Raw genomic sequence first — 22,434 nt, 5'->3', positions numbered from 1 at the left:
GTACCTATATCTAACCCAGCGTGCGTGGTTGCTTAACCCAAGAGGTGATAAACTATGAGTGATCAATTCATTGATCAAGATCCGCAAGAGACTCAAGAGTGGCTTGATGCATTAGAAGCCGTTGTTGAATTTGAAGGTGCTGAAAAAGCCCAGCATTTAATTGCGACTTTAATTGAAAAAGCCCGTGTTCACGGTATTGACATTCCTTATTCTGCAAATACCCCTTATATCAATACCATTGCCCAAGAAGAACAAGCCAATTACCCAGGTGATCTAAGTATTGAGCGCCGAGTACGCTCTATTTTGCGTTGGAATGCGATGGCGATGGTGGTAAAAGCAAATAAATCCACGAGTGTGGGCGGTCATATTGCCTCATATGCCTCAAGTTGTACGCTTTATGAAGTCGGCATGAACCATTTCTTTAAGGGTCCTCAACATCCTGTGGGTGGTGATATGGTGTTCTTTCAAGGGCATACTGCCCCTGGTATGTACGCACGTGCTTTTATGGAAGGGCGCTTAGATGAACAGCAGCTTAACAATTTCCGCCAAGAAGTAGATGGTAATGGTCTATCGTCTTATCCTCATCCGTGGTTGATGCCTGATTTTTGGCAATTCCCGACCGTTTCAATGGGCTTAGGGCCATTGATGGCTATTTATCAAGCGCGTTTTATGAAGTATATGGAAAAACGCGGCCTAGCTAAAACTGAAGGTAGAAAAGTTTGGGCGTTTTTGGGTGATGGTGAAATGGATGAGCCAGAATCTCGTGGTGCGATTCAATTAGCTCAGCGTGAACATCTGGATAATTTAATTTTTGTCGTCAATTGTAACCTACAGCGTTTAGATGGCCCGGTTCGCGGGAATGGCAAAATTATTCAAGAATTAGAAGGTATGTTCCGTGGTGCAGGTTGGAACGTGATTAAAGTACTATGGGGCACGGGTTGGGATACACTGCTGGCCAAAGATGTAACCGGTAAGTTGATTGAGCGCATGGGCGAAGTTGTCGACGGCGAGTACCAAGCTTATAAAGCAAAAGGCGGTGCTTATGTACGTGAGCATTTCTTTGGTAAGTACCCTGAAACGGCGGCTTTGGTTAAAGATATGACCGATGACGAGATTTTCCGACTCACTCGCGGCGGTCATTCGCCGCGTAAAATTTACAATGCCTACAAACGCGCGACTGAAACTAAAAATATGCCATCGGTTATTTTGGCTAAAACGGTTAAAGGCTATGGCATGGGCGAGTTTGGTGAGGCGGCTAATAGTGCGCATCAACAGAAAAAGCTTGATATTGATGGCTTAAAGTATTTCCGTGATCGTTTTTCAGTACCGATTTCTGATGAACAGTTAGAGTCTAGCGTACCTTTTTATCGTCCAGCTGACGATAGTCCAATTATGGAATATGTTCGTGCCCGTCGCCAAGAGTTGGGTGGTGCCTTGCCTTCTAGACAGGATAAAGCAGCGAGTTTACCCGTGCCTGATTTAGCGGCTTTTAAAATGTTGCTAGAGGGTACAGCGGATCGAGAAATGTCTTCCACCATGGCATTTGTGCGCATTCTATCTATTATTTTGCGCGATAAAGAGCTAGGCAAGCGTATTGTGCCGATTATTCCTGATGAGGCACGTACCTTTGGGATGGAGGGTTTGTTTAGACAAATTGGTATTTATGACCCTGCTGGTCAGTTATATGAGCCAGTCGACCAAGATCAACTGATGTGGTACAAGGAGTCGTCTAACGGTCAAGTGCTTGAAGAAGGTATTAACGAAGCCGGTGCTATGTCATCATGGATTTCAGCCGCAACAGCTTACGCTAATTATGGCGAGGCAATGATTCCGTTTTATATTTATTACTCGATGTTTGGTTTCCAACGTATTGGTGACTTGGCCTGGGCTGCAGGTGATTCGCGTGCACGTGGCTTCTTGATTGGTGGTACTGCAGGACGTACTACGCTTGAAGGTGAGGGCTTGCAGCATCAAGATGGCCATAATTTGGTGATGTTTGATGCGGTTCCAAATTGTTTAAGCTATGACCCGACTTTTGGCTATGAAATGGCGGTGATTATTCAAGACGGTTTGCGTCGAATGCTGACTGATAAGGAAGATGTGTTCTACTACATTACTGCGATGAATGAAAACTATAGTCATCCCGCTATGCCTGAAGGTGTTGAAGAAGGCATTTTAAAAGGGATATATCCATTTAAACAATCGACCGCTAAAGCCAAACATCGTGTGCAATTGATGGGTTCAGGTACTATTTTCCGTGAAGTGATTGCTGCAGCAGAAATGCTGGAAGCGGAATGGGATGTAGCTGCAGATATTTGGGGCGTGCCAAGCTTTAACCTATTGCGTCGTGATGGGATGGAAGTGACGCGCTGGAATACCCTGCATCCAGCTGCTGAGCCAAAGGTGCCTTATGTTACTCAAGTATTGACTGGCGCTAAAGGGCCCTTTATTGCCGCAACCGATTATATTCGTGATTATGCAAATCGCATTCGTGAGTATGTGCCAGGTGACTATCACGTATTAGGAACAGATGGCTTTGGCCGCTCTGATACCCGTGAACAATTGCGTAAGTTTTTTGAAGTGAATCGATACTACATTGTACTTGAGGCGTTAAAAGCGTTAAAAGCTCAAGGCAAGATTAAAGCGGAGGTGCTTGAAAAAGCCATCGCTCAGTATGGTTTGGATGCGGAAAAGCCTTTCCCGATTCACGCATAATTAACGCTGATAGTTGAGGATATTAAGATGGCAAAAATACAGTTATTAGTCCCTGACATCGGCGATTTTGATAGCGTTGATGTAATTGAAGTATTGATTCAAGAAGGTGATCAGATTCAGCTTGATGACTCTGTGTTGACCTTAGAATCAGACAAGGCAACGATGGAAGTGCCGGCAACCCATGGCGGTAAGGTCTCGAACTTACAGGCTAAGGTCGGTGATAAGGTGGCAAAAGGCACCTACATTTGTGATCTTGAGGTTGCAGAGTCAAGTGAGGCCACGAGTGGTTCGGAAACAGCTAAGCAAGACGATGAAAAAGCGGTCGCACCGGCGCCGAAACAAGATACATCAGCAGCGGCACCGGTTGAGGTTGCACCGAAACTACATGAGCAAACCCACTCATCTAATGTTGGATTGCCCATTGCGAGCTCTGTGGCTAATACCCCCAAACCAGTTAACCGCCAAAGCAGTGGTGCTGTGTACCATGCCACGCCAGCGGTGCGTGCGTTTGCAAGGGTTCTTGGAGTTGAACTAACGCAAGTAGCAGGCTCTGGCAACAAAGGGCGAATTTTAAAGTCAGATATTGAAGCTTTCGTAAAATCGGTGATGCAATCTGGTGGTGCCCGTGCAGATGCGGCCAGTGGCGGTAGCGGTATCCCAGCGGTGCCTACGATTGATTTTGCCCAGTTTGGGTCGATTGAAGAAATTGAGCTGAGCCGGATTAAAAAGATTTCGGGTAAACATCTCGCCACAGCTTGGCTCAATATTCCGCATGTGACGCAGTTTGATGAATGCGATATTACTGATCTTGAACACTTCCGTAAAGACATGAAATCACAGGCTGAAAAGGCCGGCGTTAAACTCACCCCGTTGGTGTTTATTATGAAAGCGGTGGTCGCTGGATTAAAAGCCTTCCCTAATTTCAATGCGTCTTTGTCGCCTGATGGACAAAAATTAATCCGTAAAAGCTACTTTAATATCGGTATTGCCGTCGATACGCCCAATGGTTTAGTGGTGCCGGTCGTGCGTGATGTGGACCAAAAATCTATCTTTGAACTATCGCGCGATTTAATGGAGTTGAGTGCCAAAGCGCGCGACGGTAAGTTGTCACCTAAAGATTTGTCTGGTGGATGCTTTAGTATTTCAAGTTTGGGTGGCATTGGCGGCACACAATTTACACCGATTGTGAATGCACCTGAAGTGGCGATTATGGGTGTGTCGAAAGCCGCTATGCAGCCTGTATGGGATGGTGCCGCTTTTCAACCTCGCTTGATGATGCCCTTTAGTGTTTCTTATGATCATCGCGTGATTGATGGTGCCGAAGGGGTGCGTTTCACCCAGTTTGTTGGTCAGCATTTGGCGGATATTCGCCAGTTATTGCTTTAATTGATAGGAGCAAGTATGAGTCAAGTTGTTGAAATACAGGTTCCAGATATTGGCGATTTTGCGGATGTCGATATTATTGAAGTACTGGTGAATGTCGGTGATGAAGTCGTTCAGGACGATTCATTACTGACGCTTGAATCAGATAAAGCAACCATGGAAGTGCCTTCACCTTTTGCGGGTAAAGTGGTGGCTGTGACCGTAAAGGTCGGCGATAAGGTACGTGAAGGCAGTGTGATTGGTCAGATGGAAATTGCTGATGAGCGACCTGCTCAGCTAGCTGAGACAGCTGCAGCCGAGTCTGCACCAGCACACGTTCAGTCGGCTAGTGTGTCGTCGCAAGCGCGTTCAAATCAAGATGTACCTGCTGCTGATAAAACAGCTGAAGTGGTAGTGTTAGGTGGTGGACCCGGTGGTTATACCGCTGCTTTCCGTGCCGCTGACCTTGGCAAAAAAGTAATTCTTATTGAGCGTTATCCGGTTATTGGCGGCGTATGTTTGAATGTAGGCTGTATTCCGTCTAAAGCGCTGTTACACATGTCGGTGATTCTGAATGAGACCAAGGATATGGCGGCGCATGGTATTAGCTTTGCCGAACCCAGCATTGATCTTGATAAAATGCGTGCATACAAAAATAGCGTGATCACTAAACTCACCGGTGGTTTGGCTGCTTTGGCGAAACAACGTAAAGTTGAAGTGGTGACCGGTTATGGTAAGTTTAGCTCGGCTAATACGATTAGTGTGACAGCGGAGGATGGTTCAACACAAACCATCGCGTTTGAAAAAGCGATTATTGCCGCTGGCTCTCGCGTGATCAAGTTGCCATTTATTCCTCATGATGACCCTCGTGTAATGGACTCTACCGATGCACTTGAATTGGCCGAGATTCCAAAACGTTTATTAGTGATTGGTGGTGGCATTATTGGCTTAGAAATGGCTCAGGTTTACGATTCTTTGGGATCAAAAGTGACCATTGTTGAGTTGGGCGACACCATTATTCCCGGCGCGGATAAGGACATTAGTCGTCCGTTGTTAAAACGGATTAAATCGCGCTATGAAAATGTGTTTTTAAAATCTAAGGTCACGCATGTTGAAGCGTCAGAAGGTGGCTTGGTGGTGTCGTTTGAGGGCAAGGATTGTCCTACCCAAGACACCTTTGACCGGGTATTAGTCGCGGTTGGTCGCACTCCTAATGGTAAATTGATCGACGCTGAGCTTGCTGGTGTAGCGGTTAACGATTGGGGCTTTATCGAAGTCGATGAGCGTCAACAAACCAACGTACCTCACATCTATGCTATTGGTGATATTGTCGGGCAACCGATGTTGGCACATAAAGCGGTGCATGAAGGTAAAGTGGCTGCCGAAGTAATTTGTGGTTTACCCAGTGCCTTTACGCCGATGGGGATTCCTTCGGTCGCCTATACGGATCCAGAAGTAGCCTGGGCGGGTAAGACTGAAGACCAGCTTAAAGCCGAAGGGGTTGAGTATGAAAAAGGCGCCTTCCCTTGGGCCGCATCAGGTCGCAGCTTAAGTATCGGGCGTGATGAAGGCTTAACTAAAGCCTTATTCTGTGCCAAAACCCATCGTTTGTTGGGTGCGGGCATTGTCGGTACGAATGCGGGTGAGTTGATTGCTGAAGCGATGTTAGCGATTGAGATGGGTGCAGATATGCAGGATATTGGCTTAACCATTCATCCGCATCCTACCTTGAGTGAAACGCTTGGCTTTGCCGCTGAAATGGCCGAAGGCACGATTACGGATTTGATTGCGCCTAAAAAGAAGAAATAATGTTTAGTCAGCCTCGTGGCCCAAAAATGAATTATGGGTCACGTTCCAATCTTTTGGATTAGACATGCTGTTGTAGATATGGTTAAGAGTCTTTGTTTATTTTCGGTATATTTGGATCTGAAAAAAGCAAATCTATTTCTTCCTGGCTCAGATATTCAAAAGCATTATCCTGTTTAGACGCTACCGCACTAGGTAACTCAAAGTCTAAATGGTCAAGTTGAATGTCATTCAACTTATTGGAAAAGTTGTTTAGCACTAAAATAACTTGACCGCTTAAATCTCGATTGGTTTGTTCTACTATAATATCTTGTAATTGGTGCATCCATTTAACTTGGGTTTCACGGAGTTGTGCAACATATTTTTCTAGTTGGTTATGTTGGACAGCCTTATTATATTCGGCGTTAAGTTCACGTATATCCTCTAGAATCGTTTCTGCAATTTGAATGGTTTGCTGTGATGTTTCTTCAAGTCGTTTATCAAGATAACTCAAACAGGTTTGTACTTTTTGTTGGGTGTTTTGCTCAGACATGGAAAAGCCTTATAGAGAAACGTTATGTTGAACATAAAAGTTAACATAACTTGTCGTAAAACGGAACATGCCTACTTAATATGGTTGGAATTTAAATGTTGTTGCCTGTGGTGTTTAAAAATGATGAGTTTGTTCTGTTGGATAAACCCGCGGGGCTTAATTTTCATTCAGAGCAGCAACCAGGCCTGGTGGTATTAGCGGAGCGCCAGCTTCATCAAGCTCTTTATCCAGTACATCGTTTAGATAAGATGACATCCGGTCTAGTGATAATGGCTAAAACAGACCAGGTGGCTCGCCAATTTCAACAATTGTTTGAGCAAAGGTTGATCGAAAAATATTATTTGGCAATCTCGACACATAAACCCAAAAAGAAGCAGGGCTGGGTAAAAGGCGATATGGTGACAAGTCGTCGCGGCAGTTGGCGTTTGACGGTAAATCAAACTAATCCTGCAGTAACGCAGTTTATCAGCCGTGCACATCGACCAAGTGAACGCTTTTTTTTGGTTAAACCTCATACTGGTAAAACGCACCAGATCCGAGTTGCATTGAAGAGTTTAGGGGCACCAATCGCTGGAGATGGTCGATATCAAACACTGGCAGATGCTAAGCAAGAGGATCGTGGCTATTTGCATGCTTATGGTTTGCGTTTTAGTTTACAGGATCATGATTATGCGTTCGTGTTGCCACCAAGCTCTGGTCAACGCTTTTTGGCATCTTATGCGTTTTTAGAAGAAAATAATTGGTTAGCTCCATGGGCGCATTTTTAATAAACTGGTATTACAGCATAAATGGTTAAGTATTGGGAAGATTTACCCCTTCGAGATTTAACGCATCAGCAATGGGAAAGCCTTTGTGATGGGTGTGGTTTGTGTTGCTTGATAAAGTTACAGGACGATGAATCTGATAAATTACTCTATACGCGAGTAGCTTGTCAGTTAATGGATGTTCAGACTGGGCTATGTAGCAACTATGCTCAGCGAAAAAAATATGTGCCTGAGTGTGTTCAATTGGACATTAAAAAAATTGCAGAGTTTGAATGGTTGCCTGAAACCTGCGCCTATCGGTTACGCTATAATGGTTTGCCTGTACCAGATTGGCACCCACTCAACACGGGCAATAGAGATCAGGTTAAATACCATGGTTTGCAGAGTATCCCGGTGGTGTTAGCGGCACCGGGAATAGATCCTGAGGACTATATTATTTAATTTCGTATTTGTAATATTTCTCATTGAGGTAGGTTGCGACATCTAACACTTCATCATCAAACCAGCCTGTATTTAAATTTACATTACAAAAGTTTACAGCAGCGACAAGACGTTCAAAATTAGGTGTTTTTGCCGTACTATAGGGGTTTGCAGTATGGCAACTTAAGCAATTTGCATCGCTGTGTAGTGATTCGCCTGCGCGTGGGTCACCACCTTGAGCATGCACATAAGATGTACTAGCTAATAAAAGACTTGCACCGAATAGCGTTAAAGCACGTTTCATATAAACCTCCAATAGGTAGGGTATAGATTTGGAAAAGTACAGCTATCTGTTTGAACATATTTACAATTTTATTCTAGCGCTAAGTCATCAATAAAAGCAAAAATAAATTAAAAAATAATTTATTGACCAATAAAACAGGATACCTCATGAGTGAACAAACGTTAATTAAGGGCAAGGATGCGAGTCTTGAAGCTTCATTACTAAAAATGCAGGCTATTTTTGATAATCTAACGATCGATTTAGATAAGCAACAGTGGCTAAATCCGGCAGAAAATATTTATTCGTTACATATTTTTGATAAAGCATGTCCGGCACTTTTTACCAATGGCAAAGGTGCTAGCCGCAAAGCGACCCAAGCGAGTGCAATGGGTGAGTATTTAGAGCGTCTGTCAACTAACTATTTTTTCTCTGATTATTATTTAACCCTGCGTGAAGAACGAGATGGTCAGCAGTTTAATGATTGGCTGTATTATCCCCATGATCGCCATTTTGCCCTAGAGGATTATCGCCAGGCTTTAACACCTGAGCTGTGGCAAATCTATGACCCCCATCAGGAGCTTACCGCACATCACTTGTTAAGCTTCAATGATACGAGTCCAATAATTCGCGCTATTGCTATGACCGAACAAACAACTAGTGAGCGCGTTTATTTTCCAGTTAATATGTTAAGTAATTTATATGCCAGTAATGGTTTATCAGCAGGGAATACGCCATTAGAATCAGCTGTGCAGGGTTTGTCAGAAGTTTTTGAACGCTGGGTAAAAAATAAAATCCTGACTGAAAATATTTGCTTGCCTGAAGTGCCAGATGAGGTAATTGCTGGATTTCCAGCGATTTCGCAAGCTATTGCGGATTTACAAGCCCAAGGACTGGCGGTATCGGTGCGTGATGCGTCATTAGGTGGGCGTTTCCCGGTGATGAATGTCACGCTATTTAATCCGAAAACAGGTCAGTGTTTTGCGTCCTTTGGAGCTCATCCGTTGTTTGAGGTGGCTTTAGAACGTACTTTAACCGAATCCTTACAAGGGCGGCATTTACAAAATCTCGATGGCTTTCAAACGCCTACGCTGGATCAGATTGCTGTTGCTGAAGCAGAAAATTTAGAAAATCACTTTATTGACTCGTCAGGATTAATTAATTTGCACATGTTAGCCAGTACACCTGATTATGAATTTTGTGCCTGGGAGGGTGCTCAAACTACTTCAGAGCAGTGGTCTGAGCTTGTAGCTAAAGTAACCGAATTGGGTTTTAAGGTTTATCGTGCAGATTATCAGCATCATGATTTTTGTGCGACACGCTTGATTGTGCCAGGCATGTCCGAAGTCTATCCGATGGATGAGTTGGTGCTTAAAAATCAAAATGATGGCCGTTTATTACGGGAAGCTTTATTTAGTGCTGAACAGGGTGATTATGCCGCTGTGTTAAGTGTATTAGATCAAGTGGGCTTTAGTGATCATCAAGGTGTGGCATCGCTGATTGGCTTAATGCCTGATCCTAACCAGGCCTGGTCAGTGTTAAAAATAGCCGACCTGCGTTTTTGGACTGAACTGGCATTACAGGACTATGAGGCCGCGGCCGATTCACTTTATATCGCAAAGGCCTATGCGACAGCGGGCGCTGCAAGCTGGCAACCCATTTACGAGTTAATGGATTTATGTTTAGCCTTAAAGTTACAAGATAAAGAGTTTGGGCACTACAAAGCAGTCTTATCAAATTTGTTTGGTCAGGATAGGGTTGACAGGGCGCATCAACATATTGATGGTGACGCAAGATTTTGGGGATTGTCCTTGGGGCGTGCTATGTTTTTTGAAAGCCAGCGCCATCTTGCTATGTTGGCGGTTTTGGATAAATCGCGTGTTGCGAAACAGACTTTTGGCTATCAAGATTGAGGGTTAATTGAGGGTTGTATGTAGATAAAAAGCCTAGCAAAGGCTTTTTATCCTTAGAAGTAAGGCATTAAAAACGATAAATGAGCGACAGATTGGTTTCGCCATCCGTCTTTTTCGCATCACCTGGATTCGAGTTGTAACGATATTTGTAGCTAGCACTGACTGAGAATTTGCTATTGAGAGCCGCGCGTAAGCCGGTGTTGGTTTCAACTTTATATTGTTCGGGCCCAGCAAAATAAAGCAGGTCTTGTACAAAGCTATAGGTCTCATTAAATTGGTGGTCAAAGTCGAGTTTTAGACGTCCTGTTGCTTGATCGAAGTCATCATCTTTTTCAATAAATTTTACTGTTTGATAACCTATACCGGCTTCACCTTTTAATAAGCTTGCATCCGTTCGATAAAGTACGCGACCTAAACCCACTGCTATACTTAAATCCGAATCAAGGTCGGCAAACTTATCGCGCTCTCCACGCGTGTTTACAAAGGCATAAAAATCGCGTGTCGCGTTTAGATATCGATCGGCTTGAAGGTCAATGACATAACGCTCTGAGGTAGTGTCATTGTTTTCTGAGCGATACTGAATCTCAAATAAGCTTTTATATTCAATAACTTCCTGAATGTAATTAACGCGAAGTCTAGCATTTAAACTTTCGCTAACATTATTACCCGTGCGACTATTAAAGCCTGCTTCACCCGTACCGTTCCATCCTAGAGCGGGAGTTTGAGCTTGTGCTAACAAGGGTGTCATTAAACCAGCACTAACTAGGCCAGCTAAGAGTGTTTTTGAAGGGGTTTTCAACATAGTTAATCCTAGTGATAAGTTTAAATAAAAACGATAAGCAGTATATCAAGCTGAACAAGGAGGTCAAATTTACAAAAATTTGATATTATAGGCACATTATTACCAATGGGATGGATCCATGAAGTTTGAATTTTTAGATTTTGAGCAACCAATTGCCGAGCTTGAGGCCAAAATTGATGAATTACGTCACCTTGAGGGCAATCAGGATTTTGATTTGCTGCAAGAAATTAAGTCCTTGGAAGCAAAAAGCCAGGCGTTAACAGAATCTATTTTCAAAAGTCTATCCGATTGGCAGATCTCGCAGCTCGCACGTCATCCACAGCGACCTTACACATTCGATTACATAGCTAATATGTTTGGTGATTTCGAGGAACTTCATGGTGACCGTGCCTTTGCTGATGATAAGGCCATTGTGGGTGGCTTGGCACGTCTTGAGGGTCAACCAGTGATGGTCATTGGTCAGCAAAAAGGCCGTGATACCAAAGAAAAAATTCGTCGTAATTTCGGTATGCCACGCCCGGAGGGTTACCGAAAAGCTTTGCGATTAATGAAAATGGCTGAACGTTTTAATATGCCAATCTTAACCTTTATTGATACACCTGGTGCATATCCCGGTATTGACGCAGAAGAACGAGGCCAGAGTGAGGCAATAGCACGAAATTTAATTGAAATGGCCGAGTTAAAGGTTCCAATAATTTGTACTGTGATTGGTGAGGGTGGTTCTGGGGGTGCATTGGCCATAGGTGTGGGTGATAAAACCATTATGATGCAATACAGTACTTATTCGGTTATATCGCCAGAAGGCTGTGCGTCTATCCTATGGAAAAGCGCCGCGCATGCTTCTGATGCAGCAGCGGCATTAGGGGTAACAGCACAACGCTTAAAATCACTTGGATTGGTAGATGCGATTGTGCCAGAGCCTTTGGGCGGTGCGCATCGTTCGCCAAAGCAAGCAGCTGATAATCTTAAGCAACAACTGCTCGATGAATTGGCACGATTAAAATCGATGCCGATTGATAGTCTTTTAGCTGAACGCTACCAGCGTTACATGAGTTATGGTAACGTTGAGCTCTGACCTTAATCAGGCGTTTGAGCAGTTTATTCATCAATTTCGTCTTATCTCCGATCCCATGCCGCCAGTGGTGGTGGCATGGAGTGGTGGCTTAGATTCTACCGTATTATTGCATGCACTCCAGCAGTTTACCCAGTCTAAGTCACTGCCAATCAAGCTATCAAGTATTCATGTCAATCATGGCTTAAGTCCGCTTGCTTTGGAGTGGCAACAACATTGCGAACAATTGGCGCAAAGATGGGGGATTGCTCATCAGTCAATTCAGCTTAATCTAACACCGGGTCGTAATCTTGAAGCACATGCAAGAGAAGCACGTTATAAGACTATGGCGGCTTGCATACCAGAATCAGTTTGTTTGTTGACAGCGCATCATCAACAAGACCAGGCTGAGACATTTGTAGCTAAGCTTATGCAGGGGGCTGGGCTTCAAGGGTTAACCGCTATGCAAATGCTGCAACCTCTAGTTTATGGTGGAGAAAAACAGTGGCTAGGACGACCTTTGTTAGGCATAGGCCGGCAGAATTTATTGGATTATGCTAAAGCGTTTCAGTTGAGCTGGGTTGAAGATCCTATGAACATGGATACGCATTTTGAACGAGTTTATTTGCGCCAGCGACTTTGGCCCGTGTTGGCTGAACGTTACGATAAGCCCATTCAAAATATCGCAAAGTCAGCAGGTTGGTTGCAACAAACACAGGCTCTGTTGGTTGAATATCAGCAGCAGGATTGGCAGGCTTGGGCGCCCGAGCCAAAATGTTTTGACTGGGGGTTTTTAAGCGATATGAGTTGGCCGCGTCAGCAAGCACTTATCGCACGGTGGTTTGACGAATACCACGGTTTACGTTTGCGTCAACCACATTGGCAATGGTTGTTGACGCAAGCACGTTCGGCTTCTATGCAGCGGCATCCGCAGATTCAGATAGCGGGTCAGCCAATGCAGCGTTATAGACATAAAATATACTATCCAGCCGTAGCGCCACGTTTTGATGTGACGTTTACTGATCTAGCAGCACTTCAAGCCTGGTGTAATGTTCATTGGCCCATTCCTCTTACATTGGCTTGTGACCAGGACATCTTCCCGGTAAGGTTAAGAAATCGTCATATTGATGATGTTTTTGGCGGTGAGCGTTTAAAAAAATGGTTTCAACGCCATAGCGTGCCACCTTGGTTGCGTGATGGGTGGCCAGTATTGCAAAGTCAGCAGGGCTGTTCCTTGCTGGGCGTGAATTAAATTGAAGCTCAGCCCTTTTTGAGCTAAAATGCCATTCCATTCTAAGCTATAAAGTTTTTGCACTTTTTACTGCACTAATCTAATAGCGTTTCTTGCGTCCTCAAGTTTTTTACAAAGTGTGTGTAATGACCAAATATATTTTTGTTACCGGCGGTGTGGTTTCCTCATTAGGCAAGGGCATTGCTGCCGCTGCGTTGGGTGCATTGCTAGAAGCGCGTGGTTTGCGCGTTAGTATGTTAAAGATGGATCCATATATTAATGTAGATCCGGGCACAATGAGTCCGTTACAGCATGGTGAAGTGTTTGTAACGGACGATGGCGCTGAAACAGATCTGGACCTAGGGCATTACGAGCGCTTTGTACAGCGTAATTTTAGCCGGGCTAATTCATTTTCAACCGGACAGGTCTATGAAAAAGTGATTCGTAGAGAACGCCGTGGTGACTATCTCGGTGGTACAGTTCAGGTGATTCCACATATTACTGATGAAATTAAATCACGGATTAAAGCTTCTGCTTTGGATGCGGATGTCGCACTGGTTGAAGTGGGTGGTACTGTAGGCGATATTGAATCTTTGCCATTTCTGGAGGCCATTCGTCAAATGGGCGTCGAGGTAGGTCGTGATAATGCTATCTTTATGCATCTGACATTGCTTCCGTATATTGCAGTAGCCGGTGAAGTTAAAACCAAGCCTACCCAGCACTCAGTTAAAGAGTTACGTTCAATTGGTATTCAACCTGATGTATTGATTTGCCGATCAGAGATTCCATTAGCAGACGCCGAAAGACGCAAAATCGCGCTATTTACCAACGTTGAAGAGCGGGCTGTCATTAATTCTGTAGATGCCAAGTCTATATACCAAGTACCTAGAATGCTCCATGAACAGGGTATGGATGAGCTAGTGTTGAACCGTCTAGGTTTAACTGGCACCAAAACACTGGACTTAAGTGATTGGGATCGGGTTGTAAATGCCCAACTCAATCCACAAGCAGAAGTTGATATTGCCATGGTGGGCAAATATGTAGACCTAACCGAGGCCTATAAATCACTGATTGAAGCACTTTTGCACGCGGGTATTCATTCTGCGACTAAAGTTAATATTCACTACCTTGATTCTGAGGAGTTAGAAGTTTCGGGGGTTAGTCAGCTAGAAAAGATGGACGCTATTTTAGTACCGGGTGGCTTTGGCGAGCGTGGCGTAGAGGGTAAAATCCTTGCGATTAAATATGCGCGTGAATCTCGCAAGCCATACCTTGGTATTTGTTTAGGTATGCAAATGGCGGTGGTTGAATATGCTCGTCATGTTGCGGGTCTGTCAGGTGCGCATAGCACCGAGTTGAATCCAAATACCCCTCATCCTGTAGTCGCCTTAATTACGGAGTGGACGGATGAGCAGGGTGCTATTGTGGCGCGTTCGGCGCAATCTGATTTAGGTGGCACGATGCGTCTTGGCGGCCAAAATTGTAATGTTAAGCCAGGTACTAACCTTGCCAATATTTATGGTCAAGCAGTTATTCGTGAACGCCATCGTCATCGCTATGAAATGAACGAAGGCTATGTTGCTCGACTAGAAGCAGCAGGCCTGGTATTCTCGGCCCATTCGGCAGATGGTAATTTGGTTGAGTCGATCGAGATTCCTGACCACCCCTGGTTTGTAGCTTGCCAATTTCACCCTGAATTCACCTCAACGCCGCGCAATGGTCACCCATTATTTAGTGCATTTGTTTCAGCGGCACTAACGGCTAAACAAAAAGGATAGGTATGCAACTTTGCGGCTTTAATGTAGGTATTGATCAACCTTTTTTTCTGATTGCGGGTCCCTGTGTCATTGAGTCAGAACAGCTTGCCATTGATACAGCAGGCAAGTTAAAAGAATTGACGTCACAATTAGGCATTCCCTTTATTTTTAAGTCTTCGTATGACAAGGCTAATCGTTCTTCAACAGCGAGTTTTCGTGGTTTAGGGATTGATGAGGGTTTGCGTATTTTACAAAAAGTTAAAGATGAAATCGGTGTGCCGGTCCTAACTGATGTTCATGAAGATACGCCGTTGGCCGAAGTGGCATCAGTGGTTGACGTTATGCAAACGCCCGCGTTTTTAGTTCGTCAAACTAACTTTATTCAAAATGTCTGTCGCCAAGGCTTACCGGTCAATATTAAAAAAGGCCAATTTCAAGCACCTTGGGATATGGATCAAGTGGTCGCGAAAGCGCGCGAGGTAGGCAATGAGCAAATCATGGTTTGTGATCGTGGTACGTCGTTTGGTTATAACACGCTCATTTCTGATATGCGCGGTTTGGCCTCAATGCGCCGTACCGGGTGTCCGGTCGTGTTTGATGCCACTCATTCCGTGCAGCAGCCTGGTGGACAGGGCAGTACATCGGGCGGTCAACGAGAGTTTGTACCAGTGTTAGCGCGTTCAGCGGTTGCGGCGGGTATTTCCGGTTTATTTATGGAAACTCACCCAGATCCGGCGAACGCCAAAAGTGACGGCCCTAATATGTGGCCACTGGCTAATTTAAAACCTGTTCTTGAGGTGCTTAAAGCGCTCGACCAGGTTGTTAAACAGCATGGTTTTGTTGAAAACGAGTTACTTTAACTTTCCTGTCACAAAGCCTGATTAGAATTCGATTTATTTTATTAATTTTTACTACTCAAAAGGTTAAAAGATGTCATTGATTAAAGAAATCAAAGCGCGCCAAATTATTGATTCACGTGGTAATCCCACTGTTGAAGCCGACGTAATTCTAGAGTGCGGTGCCGTTGGGCGTGCAGCCTCACCATCGGGTGCCTCAACCGGTTCACGTGAAGCGATTGAGCTACGTGACGGTGATAAGTCTGTATTCATGGGTAAAGGTGTCATGAACGCGGTCAACAATATCAAAAATGAAATTGCTTCGGCTTTAGTGGGTAAAGAAGCGACCGAACAAGCTCATATCGACCAAATCATGATTGATTTGGACGGTACCCACAACAAAGCCCGTTTAGGTGCCAACGCGATTTTAGCGGTGTCAATGGCTTGTGCCAAAGCGGCGGCGATTTCAAAAGGTCAAGCCTTGTTTGAATACCTAAAAAATGACGACTACCGTATGCCAGTACCGATGATGAACATTATCAACGGCGGTGAACACGCTGACAACAGCGTCGATTTCCAAGAGTTTATGATTATGCCAGTAGGGGCACCAAGCTTGTCTGAAGCGCTACGTTACGGCGCAGAAGTGTTCCATACCTTGAAAAAAGTATTGCACGACAAGGGTTATAACACCGCAGTCGGCGATGAAGGTGGTTTTGCCCCAGATCTAAAATCAAACGAGGAAGCGATTACCGTTATCTTAGAAGCGATTGAAAAAGCGGGTTATGTGCCAGGCAAAGATATCATGATCGCACTAGATGTGGCCGCGTCAGAGTTATATAAAGATGGTAACTATGTGCTTGCATCTGAAGACCGTACTTTAACCAGCGCTGAAATGGTTGATTTTTATGCTGACTGGTGTGCGAAATACCCAATTATCTCTATTGAAGATGGTTTTGATGAAAGTGACTGGGATGGTTTCAAGATGCAAACCGAGCGGATGGGTAAGACTGTTCAACTGGTCGGCGACGACTTGTTTGTAACCAATACCAATATCTTAAAAGAGGGTATTGAGAAGGGCATCGCTAACTCTATTTTGATCAAGGTTAACCAAATCGGCACGCTAACTGAAACCATGAACGCGATTCAAATGGCAAAAGATGCCGGTTATACCGCGGTCATTTCGCATCGTTCAGGTGAAACCGAAGACGCAACGATTGCTGATATTGCTGTAGCGACTGGTGCCGGTCAAATCAAAACTGGTTCAATGTCACGCTCTGACCGTGTGGCTAAATACAACCAATTGATTCGCATCGAAGAAGCCTTGAACGAAGCGGGCAGTGCGGTTTATCCGGGTCAGTCGGCGTTTTACAACCTTAAGTAAGGTTACCAATACCCTATGAAGCGCGCATGGCTTAATTTTGCACTTATTGTCGCGCTCTTTGGGGTGATGTTTAGTTTGCTGTCTTCACAAGGTGGTTGGGGTGAGCGACTCTACTTAGAAGCTCGCCTAGCTGAAGTTGAGCGTGAAGTGGCGATGCAAGAAGCCGAGAATGCAGTTTTGCAAGAACATATTGATAGTTTGCACTCGGGTCATCATGCGATCGAAACCGTGGCACGCTATCGACTAGGTATGATCCAAGAAGGTGAGGTGTTTGTTCAGTTTCTTATTGAGCGTCCTGACCCTAGCAGTACAATGGATCAGTCGGTTGATGTATCTGAGCAACCTATCGAATCGCCACTGCCGTTTAATCGTCTTGATAACTAGTCGTTAAATGTCGTCAATTGTTTTTTAAATAGAACATACACGGCACCTGTGCCACCATGTTTAGGTTGTGCTGAACAAAACCCTAGTAGATCAGGGTAGCGAGCTAAAATATTGAGTACACACTCTTTGATAATAGGGCCCGCAATTGAATTGTAGCCTTTGCCATGCACGATCCGAATACTGCGAACACCTGATTGTTTTTTAGTGTTCAAAAAATCTAATAACTTAGGTACAGCTTGTTCTTGAGTAAACCCATGCAAATCAAGTTCACCCTGGCATGGATAATTTCCTTGTCGCAATTTTTTTATATCCTGCGAGCGCAAACTGGGGTGAAACCAGCTCACAAAGCCTGAAGGCAGCATGTTGACCTTGTAGCCATCAGTGTCAGTTAATGGTTCTATCGCATGATCGTTACCTTGTAGGTGCCTAGTAGGTTTTTTCATATTTTTAGGCGCAGTTTGCCGGGCATTGTTGTACTTCGGAAGCTTTGGTTTAAGAGGCTCTACATCGGCAAAAGCTTGTTCTAGCAGTAATTTATCTTCTTTAGATAGCTCAGACACTTTATAATTCTCACATCTTAAAATTTTGCCCCAGTAGGTAAGGACAATAGGTATGCGTATTTTACTGTCAAATGATGATGGCTATTTAGCTCCCGGTATTCAAACATTATTTGAATTTTTAAACAACCATGTGCGTGTACGTGATTGCGTGATGATTGCACCTGATCGCAATCGCAGTGCTGCTAGTAATTCATTAACCCTTACTCATCCATTGCGAATCCATGATTACGCGCCAAATATTCTGAGTGTAGATGGTACGCCAACAGATTGTGTTCATTTGGGTATTAATGGCGCACTTGATTATCAAGCTGACATGGTGATATCAGGGATTAATGAAGGTGCGAATATGGGTGATGATGTGCTTTACTCTGGCACCGTTGCAGCCGCTACAGAAGGACGCTTTTTAGGGTTACCCGCCATGGCTGTCTCTTTATGTGGCCATCAACACTATGATGCAGCGGCTCAAGTGGTGGGGGTATTACTCAATAAATTACCTGGCTTGAAGTTGGATCGCAATACGGTATTAAATGTTAATGTACCAGACATTCCGTTCAAGCAGATTCGTGGCATTCAAATTACTCGATTAGGCAAACGCCATGCATCAGAACCGGTGGTATCATCGCGCGATCCACGTGGTAAGTTGATTCACTGGATTGGCCCTGCTGGACAAGCCGCTGACGCAGGTCAAGGTACAGATTTCTATGCGATTGAACGGGGATTTGTGTCTGTGACGCCATTGCAAATTGATTTAACACACTATCGCATGCTAGAACCTTTAGCTGACTGGTTAAATACATGATTGATGGTATGAGCCTGCTGTAATGACGGTGTTAAATGAAGCGCTTGCCTATCCAAACCCTGCCTATCAACAGCTACAAGGCGTTGGTCTAACATCGCAGCGTCGCAGAGATCAAATGGTGTTGCGCCTGGAGCAGCAATCGCATTTGTCACTGGATGCGGATGTATTGCGTGCGATACGGCATACTCCGCGACATTTATTTGTTGACGAAGCTTTGGCACAACGTGTTTATGAAGATTGCTCTTTGCCGATTGGTTATGGTCAAACTTTATCTAACCCACGTACCGTTGCCATAATGACGTCGTGGCTAAATCGTGATCACTTTTTAGTTAACCAAAAAATTTTAGAGATAGGGACTGGCTCTGGCTATCAAACGGCTATATTAGCTTGGTTTAGCGGTAGAATTTACTCTGTTGAGCGTATTGAACCTTTGCAGAATTTGGCTAAGCGGCGTTTAGCCAGTTTAGATAAGCAGCTGGTCACCTATGCTGTTGCTGATGGTGAGTTAGGTTGGCACTTGTTCAGTCCTTATCCTGCTATTTTATGTGCGGCAGCCGCAGCCAAAGTGCCTGAGTCATTAATCGCACAATTGGCTAATGGTGGTCGTTTAGTTCTCCCAGTGGGTACTAGCACACAACGCCTAATCGGTATTGAAAAAGATCAGTATGGGCGGATTACTCAAGTTGATTTGGGTGAGGCGCAGTTTGTTCCATTACTATCAGGATTACATGAATGAAATTATTTGGCCCTTTATATGATTGGGTTTTGAGCTGGTCGCGTCATCGTCATGCTCCGCGCTATTTAGCTGGGATGAGTTTTGCGGAATCGTCCTTTTTTCCTATACCACCAGATGTGATGCTCATGCCAATGAGCTTGGCTCGGCCTGAAAAAGCAATGTATTTTGCTTGGCTTACCACGTTTTTCTCTGTGCTTGGCGGTGTACTGGGCTATTTTATTGGTATGTGGTTATTGGAGTGGGTTTGGCCCATCATAGAGCGGGTAGGTTACGCACACTACTATGATGTCATGGTTGAGCTTTTTGCAGAATATGGTATCTGGATTATTTTAGTAGCTGGATTTAGTCCTTTACCTTACAAAATGTTTACCATCACGGCAGGTGCAACAAGCATGGCGTTATTGCCCTTTATATTGGCTTCTATTTTGGGTAGAGGCGCACGTTTTTTTCTTGTTGCCAGCTTAATGAAGTGGGGCGGCGTCAGAATGGAACCCTATATTCGTAAATGGATAGAGTGGTTAGGTTGGGCGTTTGTAATATTAGTGTTTGGATTTATTGGGTATAGGCTTTTATGACTTGGCAACACCTTAAATGGACTACACTGTTGTTAGCAGGCCTGCTAGTAGGGTGTGGTCAAGCGCCGCGAGCTTACTTGGATGACAGTGACCGCCGTGCTGCTGCGCAAAAAAACGCGACTGATTCAGCCGCTAGCCAAGCTACAACCTCTTCGTCCGGGGGAGGGTTTTTAGCGCGTTTTCGTTCGCGCTGCTCGGTTAAGGACGGGTATGAGGTGCAACCTGGCGATACCCTGAGTGAAGTGGCGGTAACCTGTAATGTACCTTTCAGTGACTTAGTGGCATGGAATGGGTTAAATGAGCCCTATTTAATTTTTCCAGGGCAGCGTTTACGTTTAGCGGCAGATGCTTCAACACCGACTGCAAGCTCTTCTGGTCATTCAACATCAGTTCAAACGGCTCAAGCATCGCGTTTAAACTGGTTATGGCCGACACCTCGATATGATAATTATCGGTGGCAAAAGGACAGCGTAGGGCGAGAAGGTTTGATTATTCGATTAGCACCCGGTCTTGATGTGATTGCAGTAGAGGCGGGTGAAGTCATGTTTGCTGGTGAGAGCATCAGTCAATTTGGCCAAATGGTGATGATTCGGCACGCTAATGGCTTTATGACTATCTATGCGCATAATCGTCATTTGCTCGTCTCTGAAGGGCAACAGGTCATTAGGGGTCAAAAAATTGCCGAATCAGGCCAGTCTGGTACAGCCGCTCATCCGCAACTTTATTTTGAAATACGAAAAGATAACCAAAAAGTCAATGTCAGTGATTTTTTACGCCCAACCAGTGGGCGATAAAGGTATTATTTTGCGTTAGCCGGCTGCATTATAAGCGCAATAACGACTTCACGATCTTCTGTCGTAAGGATATTGTAGGTTCGGCATGCGGCATCATTCGTCATCACTTCCAAGCTAATCCCTTGTTGAATAAAAAATTGCATGACTGACGCAGGTGGGAAAATCTGGCTTTCACCTGTGCCCAATATCAACACCTCTGGTTTAAGGTCACTCAGGGTCATTAAATTTTGTTGGCTAAGATCCTGCATGTCGAAAACCGGCCAGTCAGCGAGCAGATGATGCTGACTAACAATACAACTTTGTTTAATTGCTTGATCGTTTACATAAACCCGACCAGGCTCGTAACGACGAATTAGATTAACCCCGGGATTTAGGTGTTCGGTAAATTTCATTTTATGCCTCGATAATACCAAAATTACTGTGCTGATTTTACCTTGAATTAATTGACGAATTTTGTAGATTCTGTATCATTTAGGGTTTATTTTTACTTTCAATAACTTCTTAAATATTTAACGCATTAACCTTAAAAGGCCATTTCGTGACTAGCGAATTTCAAAGAATTAAGCGTCTTCCCCCCTACGTATTTAACATCGTTGGAGAGCTCAAAGCCGAAGCCCGTCGTCGTGGTGAGGACATCATTGATTTTGGAATGGGAAATCCAGATCAAGATACCCCAAAGCATATAGTTGATAAGTTGGTTGAAGTGGTACAGCGTGAAGGAACGCACCGATATTCGGTATCACAAGGGATTCCACGGTTGCGCAAAGCCATCTGTAACTGGTACAAAACGCGATACGATGTTGAGATTGATGCCGATAAAGAAGCGGTCGTCACGATTGGCTCAAAAGAAGGCTTAGCGCATCTCGCCTTGGCTACCGTTGATCAGGGTGACACAGTCTTAGTACCCAACCCGGCTTACCCGATTCACCCTTATGGCTTTGTCATCGCTGGCGCCGATATTCGCCATGTTGAAATGTCTCCTAACGTGGATTTTTTTGAAGAACTTGAAAAAGCGATAAAGGATTCTTGGCCCAAACCCAAAATGTTAGTTCTCAACTTTCCAGGCAATCCAACAACGCAAACGGTCGAATTGGCGTTCTTTGAGCGAGTGATTGCGATTGCAAAAGCCCATAATATGTGGGTTATTCATGATTTGGCTTATGCTGATATTGTTTTTGATGGTTATGTTGCTCCGTCAATAATGCAGGTAGAGGGTGCTAAGGATATTGCTGTTGAGTTTTTTACCCTGTCTAAAAGCTATAACATGCCAGGTTGGCGTGTTGGTTTTATGGTGGGTAATCCAACCTTATGTCATGCATTAAAGCGAATGAAGTCCTATCTCGATTATGGCACTTTTACGCCTATTCAGGTGGCGGCGATTGCTGCATTAGAAGGGCCACAAGACTGTGTGCAAGAGATTTGTGAAATGTATCGAATCCGCCGTGATGTATTGTGTAATGGTCTCAATGCAATTGGTTGGCCAGTCGAACCGCCAAAAGCAACGATGTTTGTTTGGGCTCCTATTCCCGAAGCTTATCGTGACATGGGTTCAATTGAATTTTCCAAAAAACTATTGATTGATGCCAAGGTTGCTGTTGCACCAGGTATAGGTTTTGGTGATTACGGTGATGGCCATGTCCGCTTTGGTCTGATTGAAAATGAATTACGTACCCGTCAAGCCATCCGCGGTATTCGTGATATGTTTAAAAAAGATGGGTTAATCAATGGAGTTTAAT

22 protein-coding genes are annotated in these 22,434 nt (G+C 44.4%); 17 read left to right on the top strand and 5 right to left on the bottom strand.

Going from position 1 to position 22,434, the window contains the following annotated elements; translation table 11 throughout:
• The first annotated feature begins 54 nt into the window (after positions 1-54).
• Genes aceE through lpdA form a run of 3 tightly spaced genes read left to right on the top strand, consistent with a single transcriptional unit; the run spans position 55 to position 5,886 of the window.
• A complete protein-coding gene (aceE, locus tag BM293_RS01800; RefSeq protein WP_093446394.1) occupies positions 55-2,715 on the top strand; it encodes a pyruvate dehydrogenase (acetyl-transferring), homodimeric type in 2,661 nt (886 codons plus the stop codon).
• Between the two features lie 27 nt (positions 2,716-2,742).
• Positions 2,743-4,101 carry a dihydrolipoyllysine-residue acetyltransferase gene (aceF, locus tag BM293_RS01795; RefSeq protein WP_093446392.1) on the top strand — a complete coding sequence of 453 codons (1,359 nt, stop codon included), beginning with the start codon at positions 2,743-2,745 and terminating at the stop codon, positions 4,099-4,101.
• A gap of 15 nt (positions 4,102-4,116) precedes the next feature.
• Positions 4,117-5,886, top strand: a complete 1,770-nt coding sequence (gene lpdA, locus BM293_RS01790; RefSeq protein ID WP_093446391.1) for a dihydrolipoyl dehydrogenase — start codon at positions 4,117-4,119, stop codon at positions 5,884-5,886.
• 82 nt (positions 5,887-5,968) lie between these two features.
• Here the strand turns inward: lpdA and BM293_RS01785 are convergent, their stop codons facing one another.
• Positions 5,969-6,415, bottom strand: a complete 447-nt coding sequence (locus tag BM293_RS01785) for a hypothetical protein (protein WP_093446390.1) — start codon at positions 6,413-6,415, stop codon at positions 5,969-5,971.
• A 95-nt stretch (positions 6,416-6,510) separates the two neighbouring features.
• Here BM293_RS01785 and BM293_RS01780 point away from each other — a divergent pair, with 95 nt between their 5' ends.
• Both BM293_RS01780 and BM293_RS01775 read left to right on the top strand, forming a co-directional pair.
• Positions 6,511-7,182, top strand: a complete 672-nt coding sequence (locus BM293_RS01780) for a TIGR01621 family pseudouridine synthase (RefSeq protein ID WP_093446388.1) — start codon at positions 6,511-6,513, stop codon at positions 7,180-7,182.
• 21 nt (positions 7,183-7,203) lie between these two features.
• Positions 7,204-7,620, top strand: a complete 417-nt coding sequence (locus BM293_RS01775) for a YcgN family cysteine cluster protein (protein ID WP_093446387.1) — start codon at positions 7,204-7,206, stop codon at positions 7,618-7,620.
• On the opposite strand, the gene BM293_RS01770 is transcribed toward BM293_RS01775, so the two are convergent.
• A complete protein-coding gene (locus BM293_RS01770) occupies positions 7,613-7,903 on the bottom strand; it encodes a hypothetical protein (protein ID WP_093446385.1) in 291 nt (96 codons plus the stop codon). The genes BM293_RS01775 and BM293_RS01770 overlap by 8 nt on opposite strands.
• A gap of 146 nt (positions 7,904-8,049) precedes the next feature.
• Here BM293_RS01770 and ycaO point away from each other — a divergent pair, with 146 nt between their 5' ends.
• Positions 8,050-9,792, top strand: coding sequence for a 30S ribosomal protein S12 methylthiotransferase accessory factor YcaO (gene ycaO / locus BM293_RS01765; RefSeq protein WP_093446384.1), 1,743 nt, complete (start codon positions 8,050-8,052; stop codon positions 9,790-9,792).
• A 67-nt stretch (positions 9,793-9,859) separates the two neighbouring features.
• Here ycaO and BM293_RS01760 read toward each other — a convergent pair whose 3' ends face one another.
• The gene (locus BM293_RS01760) at positions 9,860-10,594 is read right to left on the bottom strand and encodes a DUF481 domain-containing protein (protein WP_093446382.1); all 735 of its coding nucleotides are present in this window, start codon (positions 10,592-10,594) and stop codon (positions 9,860-9,862) included.
• A gap of 118 nt (positions 10,595-10,712) precedes the next feature.
• Here BM293_RS01760 and BM293_RS01755 point away from each other — a divergent pair, with 118 nt between their 5' ends.
• The 6 genes from BM293_RS01755 (at position 10,713) to BM293_RS01730 (ending at position 17,234) form a co-directional block, all read left to right on the top strand.
• Positions 10,713-11,669, top strand: a complete 957-nt coding sequence (locus BM293_RS01755; RefSeq protein ID WP_093446381.1) for an acetyl-CoA carboxylase carboxyltransferase subunit alpha — start codon at positions 10,713-10,715, stop codon at positions 11,667-11,669.
• Complete coding sequence (tilS, locus tag BM293_RS01750) at positions 11,650-12,897, top strand: tRNA lysidine(34) synthetase TilS (RefSeq protein ID WP_093446379.1); 1,248 nt, start codon at positions 11,650-11,652, stop codon at positions 12,895-12,897. Before BM293_RS01755 ends, tilS begins: the two co-directional genes overlap by 20 nt.
• A 125-nt stretch (positions 12,898-13,022) precedes the next feature.
• The gene (locus tag BM293_RS01745; RefSeq protein WP_093446377.1) at positions 13,023-14,654 is read left to right on the top strand and encodes a CTP synthase; all 1,632 of its coding nucleotides are present in this window, start codon (positions 13,023-13,025) and stop codon (positions 14,652-14,654) included.
• A gap of 2 nt (positions 14,655-14,656) precedes the next feature.
• Positions 14,657-15,493, top strand: a complete 837-nt coding sequence (gene kdsA / locus BM293_RS01740; RefSeq protein ID WP_093446376.1) for a 3-deoxy-8-phosphooctulonate synthase — start codon at positions 14,657-14,659, stop codon at positions 15,491-15,493.
• A gap of 70 nt (positions 15,494-15,563) precedes the next feature.
• Positions 15,564-16,850: a phosphopyruvate hydratase gene (gene eno, locus BM293_RS01735; RefSeq protein ID WP_093446374.1), complete on the top strand. Its 1,287-nt coding sequence runs from the start codon at positions 15,564-15,566 to the stop codon at positions 16,848-16,850.
• A gap of 15 nt (positions 16,851-16,865) precedes the next feature.
• On the top strand, positions 16,866-17,234 hold the full coding sequence (locus tag BM293_RS01730; protein ID WP_093446373.1) for an FtsB family cell division protein: 369 nt from the start codon (positions 16,866-16,868) through the stop codon (positions 17,232-17,234).
• Here the strand turns inward: BM293_RS01730 and BM293_RS01725 are convergent.
• Positions 17,231-17,794 carry a Smr/MutS family protein gene (locus tag BM293_RS01725; RefSeq protein ID WP_093446372.1) on the bottom strand — a complete coding sequence of 188 codons (564 nt, stop codon included), beginning with the start codon at positions 17,792-17,794 and terminating at the stop codon, positions 17,231-17,233. The genes BM293_RS01730 and BM293_RS01725 overlap by 4 nt on opposite strands.
• 52 nt (positions 17,795-17,846) lie before the next feature.
• On the opposite strand from BM293_RS01725, the gene surE reads away from it, so the two are divergent.
• The 4 genes from surE to BM293_RS01705 are packed head-to-tail and all read left to right on the top strand — an operon-like array spanning position 17,847 to position 20,698.
• Entirely contained in the window at positions 17,847-18,593 is a 747-nt protein-coding gene (gene surE, locus BM293_RS01720; RefSeq protein ID WP_093446370.1) for a 5'/3'-nucleotidase SurE, read from the top strand.
• Between the two features lie 22 nt (positions 18,594-18,615).
• Positions 18,616-19,329: a protein-L-isoaspartate(D-aspartate) O-methyltransferase gene (locus BM293_RS01715; RefSeq protein WP_093446369.1), complete on the top strand. Its 714-nt coding sequence runs from the start codon at positions 18,616-18,618 to the stop codon at positions 19,327-19,329.
• Positions 19,326-19,904, top strand: a complete 579-nt coding sequence (locus BM293_RS01710; RefSeq protein WP_093446368.1) for a YqaA family protein — start codon at positions 19,326-19,328, stop codon at positions 19,902-19,904. The genes BM293_RS01715 and BM293_RS01710 overlap by 4 nt, the downstream gene beginning before the upstream one ends.
• The gene (locus tag BM293_RS01705) at positions 19,901-20,698 is read left to right on the top strand and encodes a M23 family metallopeptidase (RefSeq protein WP_093446367.1); all 798 of its coding nucleotides are present in this window, start codon (positions 19,901-19,903) and stop codon (positions 20,696-20,698) included. The genes BM293_RS01710 and BM293_RS01705 overlap by 4 nt, the downstream gene beginning before the upstream one ends.
• 5 nt (positions 20,699-20,703) lie before the next feature.
• Here the strand turns inward: BM293_RS01705 and BM293_RS01700 are convergent, their stop codons facing one another.
• The gene (locus tag BM293_RS01700; RefSeq protein WP_093446366.1) at positions 20,704-21,090 is read right to left on the bottom strand and encodes an Mth938-like domain-containing protein; all 387 of its coding nucleotides are present in this window, start codon (positions 21,088-21,090) and stop codon (positions 20,704-20,706) included.
• A gap of 146 nt (positions 21,091-21,236) precedes the next feature.
• On the opposite strand from BM293_RS01700, the gene alaC reads away from it, so the two are divergent.
• A complete protein-coding gene (gene alaC / locus BM293_RS01695; RefSeq protein WP_093446364.1) occupies positions 21,237-22,433 on the top strand; it encodes an alanine transaminase in 1,197 nt (398 codons plus the stop codon).
• Position 22,434: the final 1 nt, after the last annotated feature.

Origin of the sequence: Thiomicrospira sp. ALE5, assembly GCF_900112445.1 — a bacterium.
Classification (GTDB): domain Bacteria; phylum Pseudomonadota; class Gammaproteobacteria; order Thiomicrospirales; family Thiomicrospiraceae; genus Thiomicrospira.
The sequence above is the reverse complement of the archived record's forward strand: the minus strand, read 5'-3'. Positions and strand labels throughout refer to the sequence as shown.